This window comes from Pseudomonas sp. NPDC089534, assembly GCF_044749305.1.
Classification (GTDB): Bacteria; Pseudomonadota; Gammaproteobacteria; order Pseudomonadales; family Pseudomonadaceae; genus Aquipseudomonas; species Aquipseudomonas ekonensis.
In genome coordinates, this window is the sequence record NZ_JBIVHR010000036.1 from 17,574 (window position 1) to 38,654 (window position 21,081).

Consider the following 21,081-nt stretch of genomic DNA (forward strand, 5'->3'; position numbering starts at 1 on the left):
CAGCCTGCTGGCGATGGGGCCGGCAAGATCACCGCAAGCTCAAGCCTGCGGCCAGAACGCCCGGATCCCCGCCACACCCTGGGCCCCGACGCCCCAGGCCTTCTCCCGCTCGGCAGGGCCGACGCCGCCCAGCAGGAACACCGGCTTGCTGAAGCCCTCGATCAACGCCTGGGCCTGTTCCCAGCCCAGCGGCTGCGCGTCCGGATGGGTCAGGGTCGGCTGCACCGGCGACAGGGTCACGAAGTCCACGCCCATCTGTTCGGCCAGCGTCAGCTCTTCGGCGTTGTGACAGGAAGCCGCCAGCCAGCGGTTGGCCGGCAACGGACGCCCCGCCGCCGCGTGCTTGCGCAACTGCGCCGCGGTGACGTGCCAACCGGCGGAGGGGAAATCCCCCAGCCATTCGAACGGCCCCTTGAGCATCAGCTGCGCCTTGCCGGCGCACAGCCCCACCGCATCCACCGCCAGGTCGCGGTACTTGGGGTCGTAGCCGTTGGGCGCGCGCAGCTGGATCAGTTTGATCCCGCCGGCGATGGCCTTCTGGATGCCCCGCAGCAAGGCCGGCGTCTCCAGGCCGTCCGGGGTGATCAGGTATTCGCCGGGCAAGCGCGCCGCCGCGACGATCGGCTGGTTGGCCGCCGGGAACTCGTAGTTCGCCAGCTCCCGGGCCGTCACCCAGGCCAGCGGCTGGCCTTCGGCGCCATGGGGCTCGCCGGTGAAGGCTGCGACTTCCCAGACATCCAAAAGCACCTGCTTGTCCGGATAGTCGTGGCGCACCTTGATCAGCGGGCGCGCCTGGCCGACGACGATCCCCAGTTCTTCGCGCAGCTCGCGGGCCAGCGCGGCCTCGACGGATTCGCCGTCCTCGACCTTGCCGCCGGGGAATTCCCACAACCCGCCCTGATGCTGGTTATCGGCCCGTTTGGCGATCAGGATCTTGCCGCTGGCGTCACGGATGACGGCCGCGGCGACGTGTACACGTTTCACGACTGCAACTCCTCAAGGCCCGCCTTCTGCCAGGCCTGGAAGGCCGGCCATCGGTAGACCGTTTCAACATAGGCTTCGTCCGCCGCCGGCAGGCTCACCTGATAAGTGCGCAGGCGCACGGCGATCGGGGCGAAGAACGCGTCGGCCAGGCTGGCGCGGCCGAACAGGTAGGGACCGGTTTCCGTGGCCACGGCGCGGCACTCGGCCCACAGCGCGAGCATGCGCTCGATGTCGGCCTTCACTTCCGGCGGCACCGGGTTCAGCGGCGCATCGTGGCTCAGGTCGAACGGCATGTGGTTGCGCATGGCGAAGAAACCGCTGTGCATCTGTGCGCAGGCCGAGCGGGCCTGGGCGCGGGCGGCGACGTCGGCGGGCCAGAGCTGCGCCGCCGGGAACTGCTCGGCCACGTACTCGGCGATGGCCAGCGAGTCAGCGATGGTGCCGTGGGGAGTCTTGAGCAGCGGCACCTTGGCGGTCGGCGAGTGCTTGAGCAGGCGCTCGCGGGTGTCGGGCTTGCCGAGCTTGACCAGCTCTTCGGTGTAGTCCGCACCGGCCAGCTCAAGGGCCAGGGCGCCGCGCAGGGACCAGGAGGAAAGCAGTTTGTCGCCGATGATCAGGTGCAAGGACATGGTGGGGCGCCTTTTCGTCAGTGGAAAAACTTTCGGACTTTCAGTGACCGGGCCGCCGTCATCGCCAGCGGGCTGGCTCCCACAGTGGACATTCGGCGAATCCGAATCCTGTGGGAACCAGCCTGCTGGCGATGGCCGCAACGCGGTTCCGAATCAGGTGCGGTATTCGGCGTTGATCTTCACGTACTCGTGGGACAGGTCGGTGGTCCAGATCGTTTCGCTGCACTCGCCGCGGCCCAGTTCGATGCGGATGGTGATCTCTTCACGCTGCATCACCGCCGCGCCTTGGGCCTCGGTGTAGGTCGCGGCACGGGCGCCACGGCTGGCGATGCACACTTCGCCGAGGAACACGTCGATCTTGCTCACATCCAGGTCCGGCACGCCGGCACGGCCCACGGCCGCCAGGATGCGGCCCCAGTTCGGGTCGGAGGCGAACAGCGCGGTCTTGATCAGCGGCGAGTGGGCCACGGTGTAGCCGACGTCCAGGCATTCCTGGTGGTTGCCGCCGCCGTTGACTTCGACGGTCACGAACTTGGTCGCGCCTTCGCCGTCGCGCACGATGGCCTGGGCCACGTCCATGCACACCTCGAACACCGCCTGCTTGAGCTTGGCGAACAGCTCGCCCTCGGCCTGGGTGATTTCCGGCAGCGCGGCCTTGCCGGTGGCGATCAGCATGCAGCAGTCGTTGGTCGAGGTGTCGCCGTCGATGGTGATGCGGTTGAACGACTTGTTGGCGCCGTCCAGCATCAGATTCTGCAGCACGTCGCGGGAGACTTTGGCGTCGGTGGCGATGTAGCCGAGCATGGTCGCCATGTTCGGCCGGATCATGCCGGCGCCTTTGCTGATGCCGGTCACGGTGACGGTCACGCCGTCATGCTGGAACTGGCGGCTCGCGCCCTTGGGCAGGGTGTCGGTGGTCATGATGCCGGTGGCGGCGGCTTCCCAGTTGTTTTCCGACAGGTCGTCCAGGGCGGCCTGCAACGCGCCTTCGATCTTCTCGACCGGCAGCGGCTCGCCGATCACGCCGGTGGAGTACGGCAGCACCAGGCTGGCGTCCACGCCGGTCAGTTCGGCCAGCTTGGCGCAGGTGCGCTCGGCGGCGGCCAGGCCCGGCTCACCGGTGCCGGCGTTGGCGTTGCCGGTGTTGGTCAGCAGGTAGCGCACCGGATTCTTCACGCGCTGCTTGGCCAGGATCACCGGCGCTGCGCAGAAAGCGTTCAACGTGAACACGCCGGCCACGGTGGAGCCTTCGGCACAGCGCATCACGACGACATCCTTGCGCCCCGGGCGCTTGATGCCGGCCGAAGCGATACCGAGTTCAAAACCGGCAACCGGGTGCAACGTTGGCAAAGGACCAAGACCAACAGCCATGAATGCGCTCCTCAATCAGTAATGTCAGCACCGCCACACGGAAAAGCGGTGGGATAAATGGCAAAACGCCGCGACGGCTGATGCCGGTCGCGGCGCGGGTATTTCAGCGACTGAAACGGGTTTTACTGGATCTGCCCGTGGCAATGCTTGAATTTCTTGCCCGAACCGCAGTAGCACAGCTCGTTGCGGCCCAGTTTCTGCTCGTTGCGGACCGGCGCGGCGGCGAGGGCCACATCGACCTCTTCACCCATTTCTTCCGGCTGCGCTTCCAGGCCAGGGGCCTCGGCGTGCTGGAACTGCATGCGGGCGGCCAGCGCTTCGGCTTCCTGACGCAGACGGGCCTCTTCCTCGGCCGGGTCTTCGCGGCGCACCTGAACGTGCGACAGCACACGGATCGAGTCGCGCTTGATCGAATCCAGCAGTTCGGAGAACAGCGTGAAGGACTCGCGCTTGTACTCCTGCTTCGGGTTCTTCTGCGCATAGCCGCGCAGGTGGATGCCGTGGCGCAGGTGATCCATGGTCGACAGGTGGTCTTTCCACAGGTCGTCCAGCACGCGCAGCACGATCTGCTTCTCGAAGGAGCGCAGCGCGTCGGCGCCGGCCTGGTCTTCCTTCTCGTTGTACGCGGCGACCAGTTCGGCCAGCAGCTTCTCGCGCAGGGTCTCTTCGTACAGGTGATCGTCTTCGTCGAGCCATTTCTGGATCGGCAGCGCTACGCCGAAGTCGCTCTGCAGCGCAGCTTCCAGGCCGGCGACGTCCCACTGCTCCGGCAGCGACTGCGGCGGAATGTGGGCGCTGACGGTGGCGTTGAGCACGTCCTGACGGAAGTCGGCGATGGTCTCGCCGACGTTGTCGGCGGCCAGCAACGTGTTGCGCATGTGATAGATCACTTTACGCTGCTCGTTGTTGACGTCGTCGAACTCCAGCAGTTGCTTGCGGATGTCGAAGTTGCGGCCTTCGACCTTGCGCTGCGCCTTTTCGATGGCGTTGGTCACCATGCGGTGCTCGATCGCCTCGCCCGGCTGCATGCCCAGGGCCTTCATGAAGTTCTTCACCCGGTCGGAGGCGAAGATGCGCATCAGGCTGTCTTCCAGCGACAGGTAGAAGCGGCTCGAACCGGCATCGCCCTGACGGCCGGCACGGCCACGCAGCTGGTTGTCGATGCGGCGGGATTCGTGACGCTCGGAGGCGATCACCTGCAGGCCGCCCGCCTCCAGAACTTGCTGGTGACGCTTCTGCCAATCGGCCTTGATCTGGGCGATCTGCTCGGGGGTCGGGTTCTCCAGCGAAGCGACTTCCACTTCCCAGTTGCCGCCCAACAGGATGTCGGTACCGCGACCGGCCATGTTGGTGGCGATGGTCAGCGCGCCCGGACGACCGGCCTGGGCGATGATTTCGGCTTCCTTCTCGTGGAACTTGGCGTTCAGGACCTTGTGCTCGATGCCTTCCTTCACCAGCAGGCTGGACATGTGCTCGGAGGTCTCGATGGTCGCGGTGCCCACCAGCACCGGACGACCGGCGGCCATGCTTTCCTTGATGTCGTTGACGATCGCCGCGTACTTCTCGTCGGCGGTCAGGAACACCAGGTCGTTGTAGTCCTTGCGCGCCAGCGGCTTGTTGGTCGGGATGACGATGACCGGCAGGCCGTAGATCTGATGGAACTCGAACGCTTCGGTGTCGGCCGTGCCGGTCATGCCGGACAGCTTGGTGTACAGACGGAAGTAGTTCTGGAAGGTGGTCGAGGCCAGGGTCTGGCTTTCGGCCTGGATGTTCAGGTTTTCCTTGGCCTCGATGGCCTGGTGCAGGCCCTCGGACAGACGGCGGCCCGGCATGGTGCGGCCGGTGTGCTCGTCGACCAGGACGACCTGGCCGTCCTGCACGATGTATTCGACGTTGCGGTTGAACAGCTTGTGCGCACGCAGGCCGGCATAGACGTGGGTCAGCAGGCTCAGGTTGTGCGCCGAGTACAGGCTTTCGCCCTCGGCCAGCAGGCCGATGCCGGTGAGCTGGTCTTCGATGAACTGGTGGCCGGCCTCGTTGAGCTCGACCTGGCGGGTCTTCTCGTCGACGGTGAAATGGCCTTCCTGGGTGACTTCGCCTTCGACTTCTTCGACGTGCAGCTTCAGTTTCGGGATCAGTTTGTTGATCTCGGTGTAGAGCTTGGAGCTGTCCTCGGCCTGACCGGAGATGATCAGCGGGGTACGGGCTTCGTCGATGAGGATGGAGTCGACTTCGTCGATCACGGCAAAGTTGAGTTCGCGCTGGAATTTCTCTTCCATGCTGAACGCCATGTTGTCGCGCAGGTAGTCGAACCCGAATTCGTTGTTGGTGCCGTAGGTGATGTCGGCGGCGTAGGCGGCGCGTTTCTCTTCCGGCGGCTGGAACGGCGTCACGACGCCGACGGTCAGGCCGAGGAATTCGTACAGCGGACGCATCCAGTTGGCGTCACGGCGGGCCAGGTAGTCGTTCACCGTCACCACGTGCACGCCCTTGCCGGACAGCGCGTTGAGGTAGACGCCCAGGGTGCCCACCAGCGTCTTGCCCTCACCGGTGCGCATTTCGGCGATCCGGCCTTCATGCAGGGTCATGCCGCCGATCAGCTGAACGTCGAAGTGACGCATGCCCATGACGCGCTTGCCGGCTTCGCGGGCGACCGCGAACGCTTCCGGCAACAGCTTGTCGAGGGTTTCCCCTTTGGCGATGCGGTCCTTGAACTCGGCAGTCTTGGCGCGCAGTTGATCGTCCGAAAGGGCGACCATCTTCTCTTCGAAGGCATTGACGAGCTGCACCGTCTTGAGCATGCGCTTGACTTCACGCTCGTTCTTGCTTCCAAAAAGTTTCTTTAACAAAGGCGCAAACATATCGGCAGGATCTTCCAAACTAAAGGTATGGTGTGCGGCCCCGTGAGTCGCCCGTGCAGCCCTCATGGCCGCATGCGAACGAGCATTCTACCCGGAAACGGTGGTGAGGAAAGTGGCGATGTTCCACGATGCTGGCACTGCGCTTTGACGGGGCTCACTTAAAATAGGGGCTTTTTGCTCGACTTCAAGGCGCAGGGCGCAGAAGTCAGTCGTTGATTTAAGGGGCAAAGCAGGGGCAAAAGCAATGGGCGAGTGCGTGGGCCGCTTTCTGCTAACATGGCCCCCCAGTCAATTTCGGTGTTCGATCATGGCATTTCGCCCGCACACAGCCAAGGCACCTGCTGTTTTGCTTCGCGAAGCCAGGCCCCTCAAGGCCATCCTCAACCACGCCCAGCGTCTGGGCCATCTGCAGCGCCTGCTCGAAACCCAGCTGCAACCGGCGGCCCGCGAGCACTGCCATGTGGCGTCGTGGCGCGAAGGCAGCCTGTTGCTGATCGTCACCGACGGTCATTGGGCCACCCGCCTGCGCTACCAGCAAAAGCGCCTGCAGCGGCAACTGCAGATGTTCGACGAGTTCGCCAGCCTGACGCGGATTCTGTTCAAGGTGCAGCCACCGACCGTCCAGCGCGGCGCGGCCGGGCACACCATCGACCTGTCGACGGACGCGGCGGCGACCATCCAGTCCGCCGCCGAGGGCATCAGCGACCCGAACCTGCGGGCGGCGCTGGAGCGTCTGGCCGCCCACGCCAAGGCCAAAGGCTGACCGCCGACCGAGGACGCCCGCCTGCCGGCGATGGCGGCGGATCAGCCACCCTCGATGCCGACTGTGCCGGCCCCTTCGCTGGCAAGCCAGCTCCCACAGGTCTGGCGGCGGCCGCACCGTGCCCCTGCAGGAACCAGCCGGCCGGCAATGGCGGCGCCGATCAGCGCCGCTTGCTGCCCCCCAGCAAAGACCCCATCAACCCGCGCACCAATTGCTTGCCCAACTGGTTCGCCGCCTGGCGCATCGCCGATTTCAGGGCCTGCCCCGCCGCCGTGCCGAGGAATTCCCCGGCACGGTCGGCCAGGCTCGGCTCCTCTGCCGCCGGCTTGCCCGGCGCCGCTTCGGCCTCCGGCGCCAGCCCCTTGCGGCCCATCAGGATCTCGTAGGCCGACTCGCGGTCGATGGGCTTGTCGTAGCGGCCCTTGAACGGCGACCCGCCGATCAGCACGGTGCGTTCGGTTTCGGTCAACGGCCCGATCCGCGATTGCGGCGGCGCCACCAGCACGCGCTGCACCGTTTCCGGCGTGCCCTTCTCCTGCAAGGTGCCGACCAGCGCTTCGCCGATGCCGAGCTCGGTCAGCACCGTCAGGGTGTCGAACGCAGGATTCGGCCGGAAGCCGTCCGCCACCGCCCGCAGGGACTTCTGCTCCTTGGCGGTGAAGGCCCGCAGGCCGTGCTGGATGCGCAGGCCCAGTTGCGCCAGCACATCGTCCGGCAGGTCGCCCGGCGACTGGGTGACGAAATACACCCCGACACCCTTGGAGCGGATCAACCGCACCACCTGCTCCAGCCGCTCCTGCAACGCCTTGGGCGTATCGGCGAACAGCAAGTGGGCCTCGTCGAAAAACAGCGCCAGCAGCGGCTTGTCGGCGTCGCCGCGCTCCGGCAACTGCTCGAACAGCTCGGCCAGCAGCCACAGCAGGAAGGTGGCGTACACCTTCGGCGCCTCGTGCACCAGACGGCTGGCGTCGAGCAGATGAATGCGTCCGCGCCCGTCGGCCGCCGGCTGCAGGATATCTTCGAGCTGCAGCGCCGGCTCGCCGAACAGGGCTTCGGCGCCCTGCTGTTCCAGCGTCGCCAGGCGCCGCAGCAGCGCCTGGCTGGAGCCGGTGGTGAACAGCGCCGCATCCTCGCCCAGCAATTGCGGATTGTCCTTGAGGTGGTTGAGCAGCGCCTTCAGGTCCTTCAGATCCAGCAACAGCAGCCCTTCGCGGTCCGCCACCTTGAAGGCCGCGTACAGCGCCGACTGCTGGCTGTCGGTGAGCTCCAGCAGGCTGCCGATCAGCAGCGGGCCCATTTCGCTCAAGGTGGTGCGCAACGGATGACCGGACTGGCCGTGGATGTCCCACAGCGTCACCGGATAGGCCTGAGGGGTGTGGTTCAGCCATGGCATGCCGGCGATGCGCTCGGCGACCTTGCCCTGAGGATTGCCGGCGGCGCCGAGGCCGCACAGGTCACCCTTGATGTCGGCGGCGAACACCGCGACCCCGGCGTCGCTGAACGCTTCGGCCAGGCGCTGCAGGGTGACGGTCTTGCCGGTGCCGGTGGCGCCGGCCACCAGTCCGTGGCGGTTGGCCAGGCGCATGGCCTGGGCAATGGGTTGCCCGGTGAGATCGGCGCCGATTACGAGTTGCGGGGAGTCAGGCATTTTGTCACCTAATGGTTAATCTTTGATCCTGCATGGCCGATACATAAAGGCGAGAGACCCGACCACAAGCCGGGTCTGACATTTCCCTAAGGAGAGACGGAAATATCAGCTTACTTTCACCCTTGCCCATTCTGCGCGCTTCTATAAAAGCACGCCCTGGACATTAAGACCTTAGCGGAACCCCAAGCCATGAACAAAAACCTGCGCTTCAGCCATAAAATCCTGCTTGCCGCCGCCCTCATCGTCATCGCCGCCTTCGCCTCGTTCACGCTGTACAACGACTGGCTGCAGCGCAACGCGATCCGCGAGGACTTGAACAACTACCTCAACGAGATGGGCGAGGTCACCGCCGGGAACATCCAGACCTGGCTCAACGGTCGCATCCTGCTGATCGAGAACGCCGCCCAGAACATCGCCATCAACCCGGAACCGTCGACGGTCGCCGGCCTGCTGGAACAGAAAGCCCTGACGTCCACGTTCATGGCTTCCTACCTGGGCGATGCCACCGGTCACTTCACCATCCGTCCCGACGCCAAGATGCCGGACGGCTTCGACCCGCGTGTCCGCCCCTGGTACAAGGGCGCCGAGAGCAGCAGCACCTCGACCCTGACCGAACCCTACATCGACGCGGCCACCGGCCAACTGATCATTTCCATCGCCACGGCCTCGAAGAAGGCCGGCCAGAGCGTGGGCGTGGTCGGCGGCGACCTGAGCCTGCAAACCCTGATCGACACCCTCGCCGCCCGTGACTTCGACGGCATGGGCTATGTGTTCCTGGTCAGCGCCGACGGCAAGATCCTGGTGCACCCGGACAAGGCCCTGGTGATGAAGTCGCTCAAGGAAGCCTACCCGCAAGATACCCCGCGCATCAGCAGCGACTTCAGCGAAGTCACCGTCGACGGCAAGACCCGCATCGTCACCTTCACCCCGATCAAGGGCCTGCCGTCGGTGAACTGGTACATCGGCCTGTCGGTGGACAAGGACAAGGCGTTCTCGATGCTCAGCCAGTTCCGCACCTCGGCCGTGATCGCGACCGTGATCGCGGTGGCAATCATCATCGCCCTGCTCGGCATGCTGATCCGCATCCTGATCCAGCCGCTGCACGTCATGACCCGCGCCATGGAAGACATCGCCGACGGCGAAGGCGACCTGACCAAGCGCCTGACCATTCAGAACCATGACGAGTTCGGCGTGCTCGGCACCGCGTTCAACCGTTTCGTGGAGCGCATCCACGGCTCGATCCGCGAAGTGTCCTCGGCCACAGGGCAAGTCAACGAAGTCGCCCTGCGAGTGGTCGCGGCCTCCAACTCGTCGATGTACAACTCCGACCAGCAGGCCTCGCGCACCAACAGCGTGGCCGCCGCGATCAACCAACTCGGCGCCGCCGCCCAGGAAATCGCCCGCAACGCCGCGCAGGCCTCGACCCAGGCCAGCGACGCGCGCAACCTGGCCGAGGACGGCCAGCAGGTGGTGGACCGCAGCATCAAGGCGATGAATCAGCTGTCGAGCATGCTCAGCGCCTCGAGCACCAACATCGAATCGCTCAACAGCAAGACCGTGAACATCGGCCAGATCCTGGAAGTGATCACCAGCATTTCCCAGCAGACCAACCTGCTGGCGCTCAACGCCGCCATCGAGGCGGCCCGTGCCGGCGAGGCCGGCCGCGGTTTCGCCGTGGTGGCCGACGAAGTGCGCAACCTGGCGCACCGCACCCAGGAGTCGGCGCAGCAAGTGCAGACCATGATCGAGGAACTGCAGGTCGGCGCCCGCGAATCCGTCACCACCATGAGCGACAGCCAGCGCCACAGCCAGGACAGCGTGGAGATCGCCAACCAGGCCGGCGAACGCCTGAGCAGCGTGACCCAGCGCATCGGCGAGATCGACGGGATGAACCAGTCGGTGGCCACCGCCACCGAAGAGCAGACCGCCGTGGTGGAGTCGATCAACGTCGACATCACCGAGATCAACACGCTGAACCAGGAAGGCGTGGAAAACCTGCAGGCCACCCTGCGTGCGTGCTCGGACCTCGAGCAGCAGGCGGCGCGGCTCAAGCATCTGGTGGGCACCTTCCGGATCTGAGGCATCTTCACCGGCCTGCTGGCGATCGCGGCGTCATCGCCGGCCCCTATGGGGCTGGTTTGCCGTCATCGCCAGCAGGCTGGCTCCCACAAGTTCTTGCGGCGGACACAGAATCCGCAAACGCCGCAAAACCTGTGGGAGCTGGCTTGCCAGCGATGAGGCCGCAACAACCGACATCTTTTGCGACTGATCCACCGGGAGCCAGCCTGCTGGCGATGACGTCAGCCCAAACACCGCCAGTCAGGTGCTTCCTCAAGTTGTGAGTCAGCGCAAACCACTGCAGCGCTAGCGCTCCACCGACTCACCCTCAGGCTCACCGTTCTCCGCCTCCTGATCCTTGAGCCGCTCCCACAGCTCGGCCGCGCCGGGAAACTCCGTCCCGTCCTCCGGATCCATGTCGTCCGGGTCGTAGCGGGCCAGGCATCCCTCCCCCAACGTCGCGGGCGCTTTTGAAGTGGCTTTGTCCAGCGGATCGCTCATGGGCATGTCCTCGGGGCTCGAACGGATTCTGCGGATAAAAAAAGGGCCTGGAGCGATTGAACGCCCAGGCCCTTCGTTTTTCAACCGGAGCTTCGCGAACCGGTCAGAACACCACGGTCTTGTTGCCGTGCACCAGCACGCGGTCTTCCAGGTGATAGCGCAGGCCGCGGGCCAGCACCATCTTCTCGACGTCGCGGCCGAAACGCACCATGTCCTCGATGCTGTCGCTGTGGCTGACGCGCACCACGTCCTGCTCGATGATCGGGCCGGCGTCCAGCTCTTCGGTCACGTAGTGGCAGGTCGCGCCGATCAGCTTCACGCCACGCAGCGAGGCCTGGTGGTAAGGCTTGGCGCCGACGAACGACGGCAGGAAGCTGTGGTGGATGTTGATGACCTTCTGCGCATACTCGCTGCACAGCGCCGGCGGCAGGATCTGCATGTAGCGCGCCAGCACCACCACGTCGGCCTCGTGCTGGCGGACCAGGCGCGAGACTTCGGCGAAGGCCGGCTGCTTGTCCTGCGGGTTCACCGGTACGTGGTAGTAAGGGATGCCGTGCCATTCGACCATGCTGCGCAGGTCGTCGTGGTTGGAGATCACGCAGGCGATCTCGCAGTCCAGCTCGTCGCTGTGCCAGCGGTGCAGCAGGTCGGCCAGGCAATGGGACTCACGGCTGGCCATCAGCACCACGCGCTTTTTCTGCTCGGTGTCGGTGATGCGCCAGTCCATCGAGAACTCTTCGGCGATCGGCGCGAACTTCTCGCGCAGCGTTTCGATGCCGAAAGGCAGGGAGTCGGCACGGATTTCGTGACGCATGAAGAACCAGCCGACCTGATTGTCCGAATGGTGGCTCGCTTCGGTGATCCAGCCGTTGTGGGACGCCAGAAAGTTACTGACTTTGGCAACGATGCCAACGCGGTCCGGGCAGGAAATCACCAACCGAAAGGTGCGCATGAGGGGGAAACTCCAGAACTTCGCAAAGGCCGCCATTCTAGCGACTGCGCGGAAAAACTGCAGTATTGATGACCTGCAGGCCCTTTTCCAGACGCAGGTCAGGTTCTTGACGCCGTCGAACGTCAGGATGATGGCGCCGCAATAGCCATGTACCAACGATCGACTGTGAACACCGATGAAGACTGCATCACATTATTTAACCGAATATTCACTTCCGGCCTTTTCATCGCAACTAATTCAAATGAATGACTCGGTTAAATGTTTACTTGATGAAACAGCCTGACTATTATTGCCGCACTGTCCCCTGCCACCCAGCACTCCTACATAAGGTAGTAACCATGTCCTTGATCAACGAATACCGCGCCACCGAAGAAGCCATCAAAGAGCTGCAAGCCCGTCTGCAGAACCTGTCGCAAGACGACAAACTGCAAAAAGAACTGGAATTCGAAGGCAAACTGCGCACCCTGATGGGTGAGTACTCCAAGTCCCTGCGCGACATCATCGCGCTGCTGGATCCGGAGTCCAAAAACAAGGCCCCACGCGGCGGCGCAGTCAAAACTACCGGCACCAAGCGTGCACGCAAAGTTAAACAATACAAAAACCCGCACAACGGTGAAGTCATCGAAACCAAAGGCGGCAACCACAAGACCCTGAAAGAGTGGAAAGCCAAGTGGGGCGGTGACGTGGTCGAGAGCTGGTCCACCCTGCTGGGCTAAGCTGCAACCCCCGTCGCAGACACGTCCGCGGCACACGAAGAAACGCCAGCATCCGCTGGCGTTTTTTTATGCCTTCAATTTTATGGGGACTTGTCCGGGTTCACAGGTTCAAACGTTTGCGCAACACCTGGACATAGTCCTGCCATTGCGCGAGCACCGCATTCTGCTCAGGCGTCGCACTAAGTGCCCATTGCCCCATGGCCTCGGCAAATGATGTCAGGGTATTGGGAGCCCCCCACCCGCTGTCCGACAATCGCTGCCGGCAGAATTCCGTCCAGCGTTGTTGCTCTTCGGAATTCAACGTTTGCGGAAAGTTGCGTGCTCGATATCGAAACAACAATTCCGGCAAACGTTCATCATCGAAAGGCCATTGTTCCTGCGCCAATTGCGCAGGATCCGCCATCCTCACTTGTTCACATAGACGCCGGTCACGGTCGCCGATAAATCCATCGTACAACTGTTGTTCCGGATCTTCGCTCGGGGTGAAATCCTCGCTGGCATAAATGGCCGGGATCTTATCTTTCCAAACTTGCTGTGCGTCACTTAGCCGCAAGGCGCGAGTCTCGTACAGCGCCATGTCCAACCCGAGGCGCTGCTGGTCCTGCGCACGCAATACCGACATCGGCGCCACCACCGGGCAGCGGTTGATGTGGATCTGCTTGAGCGGCACCGGCAGTTCGCCTTCGGCCAAATCCTCGCGGCGGGTGTACAGGCGCCGGCGAAGGGTGTCGGCATCCAGGTCCAGCAACCCCTGCGGATCGAGGTGCAGGTCGCAGACGATCAGCGCGTTGCGGTTGCGCGGATGCCAGGCCAGCGGCAGCACCACGCCGACATAGTGCCGCGCCGCCGAGAAACGGCCGGAGATGTGCACCATCGGCTGCATCAGGCGGATCTGATCCATGACCTTCTGCTTGCTGCGCAACTGAAACAGCCAGTCGTACAGTTTCGGCTGCTTCTCGCGGATCAGCCGGGCCAGGGCGATGGTGGCGCGCACGTCCGACAGCGCTTCGTGGGCGTGCCCGTGGTCGATGCCGTTGGCGGCGGTCAGCCGTTCGAGCTTGAGCGTCACCCGCCCTTCGTCATCGGTGGGCCAGGCCAGACCGTCGGGGCGCAAGGCATACGCGGTGCGCACCACATCGATCAGGTCCCAGCGGCTGTTGCCGCCCTGCCATTCCCGGGCGTAGGGATCGAAGAAATTCCGGTACAGGCTGTAACGGGTCATTTCATCATCGAAGCGCAAGGTGTTGTACCCCGCGCCGCAGGTGCCGGGCGCCGCCAACTGCGCGTGCACCCGGGTCATGAAATCGGCCTCGCAGAGGCCCTCGGCGGCCAGCCTGCCCGGCGTGATGCCGGTGATCGCGCACGCCGCCGGATGCGGCAGGATGTCGTCGCTGGGCCGGCAATAGAGATTGACCGGCTCGCCGATCTCGTTGAGCTCATGGTCGGTGCGGATGCCGGCCACCTGCAACGGGCGGTCACTGCGCGGGTTGATGCCGGTGGTCTCGTAGTCGTACCAGAAGATGGAAGTCACGGGGTGTTCCTGAACTGAAGATCGGCGAAGTCTAGGCGCTCGACCGCCGTCACGACCAGCGCGGCATCATCCACGCACATTTCGTCGTGCCGTGTGCGGTACATAGTTATGTCGTTTTCCCCCGAGAGGCTGCTAGCATCGGACACACTCGTATCCCATCCGGCGACATTTCAGGTAGCCCATGTTCGAGCCGTCAGCACCGCCAAGGAAAGCACCGCTGGTTCCACCGCTGGACACCCGGCATCAGGTCGAGACGCCCGAAGGCATCGACCTGCCTTTGCGGCCGGCCGGCCTGATGGTGCGCGCCGTGGCGTTCGCCATCGACCTGGCCCTGCGCGGGGCGATGCTCGGCGTGCTGTTCCTCGCGCTGGCGGCGTTGGGCAGGCTCGGCATGGGCCTGGGTTCGCTCCTGCTGTTCGGGGTGAGCTGGTGGTACATGGTGCTGTTCGAGGTGCTGCGCCAGGGCCGTTCGCCGGGCAAGCAGTGGATGGGCCTGCGGGTGGTGCACGACGACGGCACGCCGGTCGGCTGGCCGGCCTCGCTGCTGCGCAACCTGTTGCGCTTCGTCGACCTGATGCCGTTCGGCTACTTCCTCGGCGCCCTCAGCTGCCTGCAGCACCCGACCTTCAAACGCCTGGGCGACATCGCCGCCGGTACGCTGGTGGTCTACGCAGAACGTCCGCCCCACCGTCCGCAACTGCCCGATGCGCAGCCCCGCCGCTGTCCGTTGCCCCTCACCCTGAGCGAGCAGCGCGCCGTGCTCGGGTTTGCCGAACGCCAAGGCGAACTGTCGCCGGCTCGGGTCGACGAACTGGCCGCCCTGCTCGCCCGGCCCTTGCGCATCAGCGCACCCGAGGCCGTCGCCGAACTCAACGGCATCGCCCGCGGACTGTTGGGCCCGACATGAAACAGAGCCTTTTCGAGAACCGCCACAAGGCCGAATGGGAGCGCTTCGCGCTGGCCCTCGAACGCCTGGAGCGAGGCAAGGACACGTCGCAGGTGGCCGGCTTCCCCAAGGCCTACCGCCGGCTCTGCCAGCATCTGGCCCTGGCGCAGGAGCGGGGCTACAGCAGTTTCCTGATCGACTCGCTGCAACAGCAGGCGCTGCGCGGCCATCAGCAGCTCTATCGCCAGCGCAGCCATCCCGGCGCCGGGCTGGCGGGTTTCATCCTGGCCGGGTTGCCCGTCGCGGTCCGGGAAGAATGGCGGTTCGTGCTGGCCGCCGCGCTGCTGTTCTTCGGCAGCCTGATCGGCTTCGGCGTTCTGGCGTCCCTGTTCCCCGACCTTGTCTACCACCTGATCCCCGCCGATCAGGTGCGTGAGATGCAAGGCATGTACGACCCGGCTGCCGGGCACCTCGGCCGTTCGGCCGAACGCGCGGCCAGCGAGGACTGGGTGATGTTCGGCTACTACGTCATGCACAACACCGGCATCGCCTTCCAGACGTTCGCCGGCGGCTTGCTGCTGGGGCTGGGCAGCGTTTTCTACCTGGTCTACAACGGTCTGTTCATCGGCGCGGTGGCCGGCCATCTGAGCGGCATCGGTTTCGGCCAGCCGTTCTGGTCGTTCGTGATCGGGCACGGCGCCTTCGAGCTGACGGCCATCGCGCTGTCCGGTGCGGCGGGGCTGAAGCTGGGTTGGGCGCTGGTCGCGCCCGGCCGTCTCTCCCGCGGTGAAGCGCTCCGGCACGCGGCGCGCCGCAGCGTATCGCTGGTGTGCGGGGTCATGCTGTTCCTGCTGATCGCCGCCTTCATCGAAGCCTACTGGTCATCGCGCACCACCGTTGCGCCACTGACCAAGTACGGGGTTGGCGCCGGGCTGTGGGCTTTGGTCGCCACCTATCTGCTGTTTGCCGGAAAGCCTCGCCATGCGCCTGAGTGACGCCACCGTGGCGATCCGCCCGCGCACGACCTGGGAAGCCATGGATCTGGGCGTGCTCATGAGCCAGCGGCACCGGCGGCTGCTGATGACCGCCTGGGCCATCGTCACCCTGCCGTTGTTTGCCCTGCTGAGCCTGTCGCTGTGGCGCTCGCCGTCGCTGGCCCTGTTCATTTTCTGGTGGCTCAAGCCGGCCTATGAGCGCCTGCCGCTGTACATCCTCTCCAAGGCCCTGTTCGGTGAAACGCCTACCCTCAAACAAGCCCTGCGCGAATGGCCACGCCTGCTCAAGCCGCAGTTGCTGGCCAGCCTGACCTGGCGGCGCCTGAGCTTGAGCCGCAGCTTCCTGCTGCCGGTGGTGCAGCTCGAAGGGCTGTCCGGCAACGCGCGCCAGCAGCGCTTGCAGGTGCTGCTGCAACGCAATGCGGGCGCGGCGCAGTGGCTGACGATCATTGGCGTCCATCTGGAGACCGCGCTGTGGATCGGCCTGATGGTGCTGTTCTACCTGCTGCTGCCCCGGCAGGTCGAAACCGACTGGGACTGGCAGGACCTGATCCTGGCCGCCGACCGCGACTGGCTATGGCTGGAGCACCTGACCAACGCCTTCTATGCCCTGGTGTTGGTGGCGTGGGGGCCGGTCTACGTGGCCTGCGGGTTCAGCCTTTACCTGAACCGGCGCACCGTGCTGGAGGCCTGGGACATCGAACTGGTGTTCCGGCGCCTGCGCCAGCGCCTGAACGGCCTCGCGCCGGCCCTGCTCCTGGCGGCGGCCCTGCTGTTGCCGACCCCGCCGCCGACCTGGGCGGCTGAACCGGCCGACGCCCCGGATGCGCCGCGCCTGCTGCACCAGCCTTTGACCAGCCAGGCCTCCCGCGACAGCATCAAGGCCTTGCTGGAGCAGCCGCCGTTCAAGAACACGCAAACCGTCACCCGCTACCGCTTCGGCGACGATCCCGACACGCCAGGAACAGGTCGCGAAGGCGCCGTGCCGCAATGGCTGGAAACACTGCTCGACTGGCTGGACGGCCGGCATTTCAACGGAGTGGCGCAACTGATTGAAGCGCTGTTGTGGGGCGCCTTGTCGACCGCACTCGTCTGGCTGGTCTGGCGCTACCGCGACTGGCTGCAGGCATTCGTCAGCCGTCGCCCCACGTCGCCGCAGCGCCCCCGACGACCGGTGACTCAACAGGCCTTTGGCCTCGACCTGAACCGGGAAACGCTGCCCGACGACATCGCCGCCAGCGCCGAACAGCTTTGGGCGACCCAACCCCGCGCAGCGCTTGGCCTGCTCTACCGCGCCTTGCTCAGCCACCTGCTGCACGACTTCGGCCTGACGCTCAAACCCGCCGACACCGAAAGCCAGGTGCTGGTGCGGATCGAGCAGTTGCAGCGCCCGGAACTGCTCGCGTTCAGCCGCAGCCTGACCGGACACTGGCAGAACATGGCCTACGGGCACCGGGTGCCGGCGGCGCACCTGCAACAGGAGCTGTGCGACGGCTGGCGCACCCTGTTCGGCCCGGGAGCGGCGCATTGACCCGGCGCGCCGCCAGACTGGCCGGCGTGGTGGCCGTCGCCCTGCTGGGTGCGCTGTGCCTCTATCTGTACCTCAAGGCCGAGCCCTACCGGCAGGTGATCGACCAGGGCCCCTCACCCGCCGCACGGGCCAACCCTTATCTGGCGGCGGAACTGTTCCTGCGCGGGCGGGGCCTGTCCGTCGCCCATGCCGAAAGCCTGAGCGCCCTGCCCGGGATCGACCCGCGCCGGCACACGCTGCTGCTGTTCGGCGACCGCTCGGGCATGACCCCGCGCCAGGTCGACCAGACGCTGAACTGGGCCCGTGCCGGTGGGCGGCTGGTGTTTGTCGCCGAGTCCTTGTGGGACGAACGCAGCGGCCAGAGCAACGACCTGTTGCTCGACCGCGTGCAGTTGCATCAGTCGCTGAGCAAGGATCTCAAGGAGCCGGCGCCGGACGCGGCGGACGATCCCTATCCGGACCTGACCAAGCTGTACCTGGAGGACGAAGACGCCCCGGCCTATGCCGGGTTCGACACCGACTTTCATCTGGACGACCCCAAGAACCTGGCGCAGGCCTGGGCCAACAGCGCCAGGGCCACCCACATGATGCAGCTGGCCTACGGCCTCGGCACGATCACCGTGGTCACCGATGCCGAACTCTGGAAGACCCCGGACATCGCTCGGCACGACAACGCCTGGCTGCTCTGGTACCTGAGCGCCGACACCGCGGTGACCTTGCTGTTCAACACCGAACACGACGGACTGCCGACCCTGCTCTGGCGCCACTTCCCGCAGGCCGTCGTGGCCCTCGCGGCCCTGATCGCGCTGTGGCTGTGGCACGTCGGCGTGCGGCACGGCCCGGTCCGCGCGCCCGCCCCGACCGGACGCCGGCGCTTGCAGGAACACTTGCGCGCCAGCGCCGGCTTCATCCTGCGCCACAACGGTCAGCACGCGCTGCTGCAAGCCCTGCAACAGGACGTATTGCGCCGGGCCCGGCGCCGGCACCCGGGGTTCGACCGGCTGAACGTCGCCGAACAATGGCTGGCGCTGTCGCGCCTGACCCGGCAGCCGACCCGGGCCATCAGCCAGGCCCTGAGCCCGGTGCGCAAGCAACGCCTGTCCAGCGTCGAATTCGCCCGGCAGGTCGCCCACCTGCAATCCTTGAGGAACGCCCTATGAACGAACAGATCGAGCCCGGCACGGCCAGCCATGCCGCCCAGCAACGCCAGCGGGCCAGTCAGTTGGCGCAGGCGGTGCGCGGCGAATTGCGCAAGGCCCTGATCGGCCAGGACAGCGTGATCGACGATGTGCTGACCGCCCTGATCGCCGGCGGCCACGTATTGCTCGAAGGCGTGCCGGGACTCGGCAAGACCTTGCTCGTCCGGGCCCTGGCCAAGACGTTCGGCGGCGAGTTCGCGCGCATCCAGTTCACCCCGGACCTGATGCCCAGCGACGTCACCGGTCACGCGGTGTACGACCTGCAGACCGAACAGTTCAAGCTGCGCAAGGGGCCGCTGTTCACCCACCTTCTGCTGGCCGACGAAATCAACCGTGCGCCGGCCAAGACCCAGGCCGCCCTGCTGGAGGCCATGCAGGAGCGCCAGGTCACCCTGGAGGGGCGTGCCCTGCCCATCGCGCAACCGTTCATGGTGCTGGCCACCCAGAACCCGATCGAGCAGGAAGGCACCTACCCGCTGCCGGAAGCCGAACTCGACCGGTTCATGCTCAAGGTGCGCATGGACTACCCCGACGCCGACCAGGAACTGGAAATGGTGCGCCAGGTCACCCGCTCCAGCCGTGCCGACATGCTCGACGTGCAGCCGCTGCGCACGGTGCTGCAGGCCAAGGACGTCCAGGCCCTGCAACGCATCGCCAGCGACCTGCCGCTGGACGACCAGGTGCTCGACTACGCCGTGCGCCTGGCCCGCAGCACCCGCAGTTGGCCGGGGCTGAGCCTCGGCGCAGGTCCCCGGGCCTCCATCGCCCTGGTGCGCTGCGGCCGTGCCCGCGCCGTGTTGCGCGGCGCGGAGTTCGTGGTTCCGGACGACATCAAGGGCTGCGCGCTCGCCGTGCTGCGCCATCGGGTACGCGTCGCGCCGGAGCTGGACATCGAGGGCCTGCACGTGGACCAGGTGCTCCTGCAGTTGCTCGACCAAGTGCCGGCGCCGCGCCTGTGACCATGCCCATCCCACTTGTGATGAATGAGTTTGCTCCCGCTCGGCTGCGCAGCGGTCGCGTAACCGCCCCGCGGAACCGTCGCGCCTGTTCAGGTCTGCTGCGCAGCCCAGCGGGAGCAAGCTCCCTCGCCACAAGGGGGACGCGCCCATGAAACCGTCGAAACGGCTGCTGGTCTGGCTGTCGGCCCTGCTGGCCCTGGGTCTCCTGCTGGGCAGCTTGAGTGCGATGGACGTCGAGTTCCCGCCGAGCTGGGTGGCGGTCAACTGGGGCCTGCTGCTGGCGCTGCTGGTGCTGGCAGCGCTGGACGCCGTCCGCCTCACGCGCCTGCCCCTGCCCCGCGTGCAGCGGCGAATACCGGGCAGCCTGGCGCTCGGCCGCTGGGGCGAAGTGAGCCTGGAGGTCGTGCACGACTTTGCCGAACCGCTGCGCATCCGGCTTTTCGACCACGTACCGGACGGCATCGACTTCGAACACCTGCCGCTGACGCTTGAGCTGCAGCCGGGCCAGCGCAGCCAGGCCAGCTATCGCGTGCGGCCGCTCAAGCGCGGCCATTTCAGCTTCGGGCATTGCGAGATCAACCTGCCGAGCCCCTTGGGCCTGTGGTCGGGCAAGCGCCTGCTGGACGTGACCGACCACACCCGCGTCTATCCCGACTTCGCCCGGCTCTACGGGGGGCAACTGTTGGCGGTGGACAACTGGCTCAGCCAGCTCGGCGTGCGCCAGCGGCAACGGCGCGGACAAGGCCTGGAGTTCCACCAGCTGCGCGAATTCCGCGAAGGCGACAGCCTGCGCCAGATCGACTGGAAAGCCACCGCCCGCCAGCGCACGCCGATCGCCCGCGAGTATCAGGACGAGCGCGACCAGCAGATCATGTTCCTGCTCGATTGCGGGCGGCGCATGCGCAGCCAGGACGATGAGCTGTCGCACTTCGACCATGCGTTGAACGCGTGTCTGTTGCTCAGTTATGTGGCGTTGCGCCAGGGGGATGCGGTGGGGTTGTGCACGTTTGCCGGCGAGCAGTCCCGTTACCTGGCGCCGGTCAAGGGCAGCGGACAGCTCAATGTATTGCTCAACGCCATCTATGACCTTGAAAGCAGTCAGCGCTCGGCGGATTACCAGAGCGCTGCCCAGAAACTGCTGACACGGCAGAAGCGTCGGGCCCTGGTGGTGCTGATGACCAACCTGCGCGATGAGGATGACGATGATCTGCACGTGGCGGTCAAGCACTTGAGCCAACGACATCAGGTGCTGGTGGCGAGCCTGCGCGAGGCGACGCTGGATCAGGTACTCAGCTTACCGGTGCAGACACTGGATGAAGCGTTGGCGTATTGCGGCACCGTGGATTATCTCAATGCGCGGGCGGAGCTCCATGAGCAGTTAAGAGCTCATGGGGTTCCGGTGGTGGATGTACGGCCGGGAGAATTGGGCGCCGAGTTGATAACGCGCTATTTAGAATGGAAGAAAGCAGGTGGATAAATCACATCGCCAAGGTTCAA

General features: G+C 65.5%; 17 protein-coding genes and 1 pseudogene. 10 read left to right on the plus strand and 8 right to left on the minus strand.

Annotated features, from left to right (window positions below; all coding sequences use genetic code 11):
* Window positions 1-39: 39 nt before the first annotated feature.
* The 4 genes from ACIP0B_RS13585 to secA all read right to left on the minus strand — a co-directional run bounded on the left by ACIP0B_RS13585 (window position 40) and on the right by secA (window position 5,845).
* Window positions 40-984, minus strand: a complete 945-nt coding sequence (locus ACIP0B_RS13585; protein WP_400832580.1) for a Nudix family hydrolase — start codon at window positions 982-984, stop codon at window positions 40-42.
* A complete protein-coding gene (locus tag ACIP0B_RS13590) occupies window positions 981-1,613 on the minus strand; it encodes a glutathione S-transferase family protein (RefSeq protein ID WP_400832582.1) in 633 nt (210 codons plus the stop codon). The genes ACIP0B_RS13585 and ACIP0B_RS13590 overlap by 4 nt, the downstream gene beginning before the upstream one ends.
* A 153-nt stretch (window positions 1,614-1,766) precedes the next feature.
* Window positions 1,767-2,984, minus strand: a complete 1,218-nt coding sequence (gene argJ, locus ACIP0B_RS13595) for a bifunctional glutamate N-acetyltransferase/amino-acid acetyltransferase ArgJ (RefSeq protein WP_400832584.1) — start codon at window positions 2,982-2,984, stop codon at window positions 1,767-1,769.
* A 122-nt stretch (window positions 2,985-3,106) separates the two neighbouring features.
* Window positions 3,107-5,845, minus strand: a complete 2,739-nt coding sequence (gene secA / locus ACIP0B_RS13600; protein ID WP_400832586.1) for a preprotein translocase subunit SecA — start codon at window positions 5,843-5,845, stop codon at window positions 3,107-3,109.
* A gap of 307 nt (window positions 5,846-6,152) precedes the next feature.
* Between secA and ACIP0B_RS13605 the strand changes: the two genes are divergently transcribed.
* Window positions 6,153-6,608 (plus strand): DUF721 domain-containing protein, encoded by a 456-nt coding sequence (locus ACIP0B_RS13605; protein ID WP_400832587.1) that lies wholly within the window; start codon window positions 6,153-6,155, stop codon window positions 6,606-6,608.
* Between the two features lie 160 nt (window positions 6,609-6,768).
* Here ACIP0B_RS13605 and ACIP0B_RS13610 read toward each other — a convergent pair whose 3' ends face one another.
* Window positions 6,769-8,256, minus strand: a complete 1,488-nt coding sequence (locus tag ACIP0B_RS13610; RefSeq protein ID WP_400832590.1) for a helicase HerA-like domain-containing protein — start codon at window positions 8,254-8,256, stop codon at window positions 6,769-6,771.
* A gap of 189 nt (window positions 8,257-8,445) precedes the next feature.
* Between ACIP0B_RS13610 and ACIP0B_RS13615 the strand changes: the two are divergent.
* Window positions 8,446-9,477 (plus strand): annotated as a pseudogene (locus ACIP0B_RS13615) (cache domain-containing protein); the annotation flags it as partial.
* Window positions 9,478-9,570: 93 nt separating this feature from the next.
* Window positions 9,571-10,335, plus strand: a complete 765-nt coding sequence (locus ACIP0B_RS13620) for a methyl-accepting chemotaxis protein (protein WP_400832624.1) — start codon at window positions 9,571-9,573, stop codon at window positions 10,333-10,335.
* A gap of 285 nt (window positions 10,336-10,620) precedes the next feature.
* Here the strand turns inward: ACIP0B_RS13620 and ACIP0B_RS13625 are convergent, their stop codons facing one another.
* Window positions 10,621-10,815, minus strand: a complete 195-nt coding sequence (locus ACIP0B_RS13625) for a hypothetical protein (RefSeq protein ID WP_400832592.1) — start codon at window positions 10,813-10,815, stop codon at window positions 10,621-10,623.
* A gap of 103 nt (window positions 10,816-10,918) precedes the next feature.
* On the minus strand, window positions 10,919-11,767 hold the full coding sequence (gene purU / locus ACIP0B_RS13630) for a formyltetrahydrofolate deformylase (protein ID WP_400832593.1): 849 nt from the start codon (window positions 11,765-11,767) through the stop codon (window positions 10,919-10,921).
* Window positions 11,768-12,105: 338 nt separating this feature from the next.
* Between purU and mvaT the strand changes: the two genes are divergently transcribed.
* The gene (mvaT, locus tag ACIP0B_RS13635; RefSeq protein ID WP_400832596.1) at window positions 12,106-12,483 is read left to right on the plus strand and encodes a histone-like nucleoid-structuring protein MvaT; all 378 of its coding nucleotides are present in this window, start codon (window positions 12,106-12,108) and stop codon (window positions 12,481-12,483) included.
* A 100-nt stretch (window positions 12,484-12,583) separates the two neighbouring features.
* Here mvaT and sbcB read toward each other — a convergent pair whose 3' ends face one another.
* Window positions 12,584-14,014, minus strand: a complete 1,431-nt coding sequence (gene sbcB / locus ACIP0B_RS13640; RefSeq protein ID WP_400832597.1) for an exodeoxyribonuclease I — start codon at window positions 14,012-14,014, stop codon at window positions 12,584-12,586.
* A gap of 181 nt (window positions 14,015-14,195) precedes the next feature.
* Between sbcB and ACIP0B_RS13645 the strand changes: the two genes are divergently transcribed.
* From ACIP0B_RS13645 to ACIP0B_RS13670, 6 genes are all read left to right on the plus strand, one after another.
* Complete coding sequence (locus ACIP0B_RS13645; protein WP_400832598.1) at window positions 14,196-14,921, plus strand: RDD family protein; 726 nt, start codon at window positions 14,196-14,198, stop codon at window positions 14,919-14,921.
* Entirely contained in the window at window positions 14,918-15,895 is a 978-nt protein-coding gene (locus ACIP0B_RS13650) for a stage II sporulation protein M (RefSeq protein ID WP_400832600.1), read from the plus strand. Before ACIP0B_RS13645 ends, ACIP0B_RS13650 begins: the two co-directional genes overlap by 4 nt.
* Entirely contained in the window at window positions 15,882-17,426 is a 1,545-nt protein-coding gene (locus tag ACIP0B_RS13655; RefSeq protein ID WP_400832602.1) for a DUF4129 domain-containing protein, read from the plus strand. The genes ACIP0B_RS13650 and ACIP0B_RS13655 overlap by 14 nt, the downstream gene beginning before the upstream one ends.
* Window positions 17,423-18,586 carry a DUF4350 domain-containing protein gene (locus ACIP0B_RS13660; protein ID WP_400832604.1) on the plus strand — a complete coding sequence of 388 codons (1,164 nt, stop codon included), beginning with the start codon at window positions 17,423-17,425 and terminating at the stop codon, window positions 18,584-18,586. Before ACIP0B_RS13655 ends, ACIP0B_RS13660 begins: the two co-directional genes overlap by 4 nt.
* Window positions 18,583-19,584: an AAA family ATPase gene (locus tag ACIP0B_RS13665; protein WP_400832606.1), complete on the plus strand. Its 1,002-nt coding sequence runs from the start codon at window positions 18,583-18,585 to the stop codon at window positions 19,582-19,584. The genes ACIP0B_RS13660 and ACIP0B_RS13665 overlap by 4 nt, the downstream gene beginning before the upstream one ends.
* Window positions 19,585-19,732: 148 nt before the next feature.
* Window positions 19,733-21,061 (plus strand): DUF58 domain-containing protein, encoded by a 1,329-nt coding sequence (locus ACIP0B_RS13670; protein WP_400832608.1) that lies wholly within the window; start codon window positions 19,733-19,735, stop codon window positions 21,059-21,061.
* Window positions 21,062-21,081 lie beyond the last annotated feature (20 nt).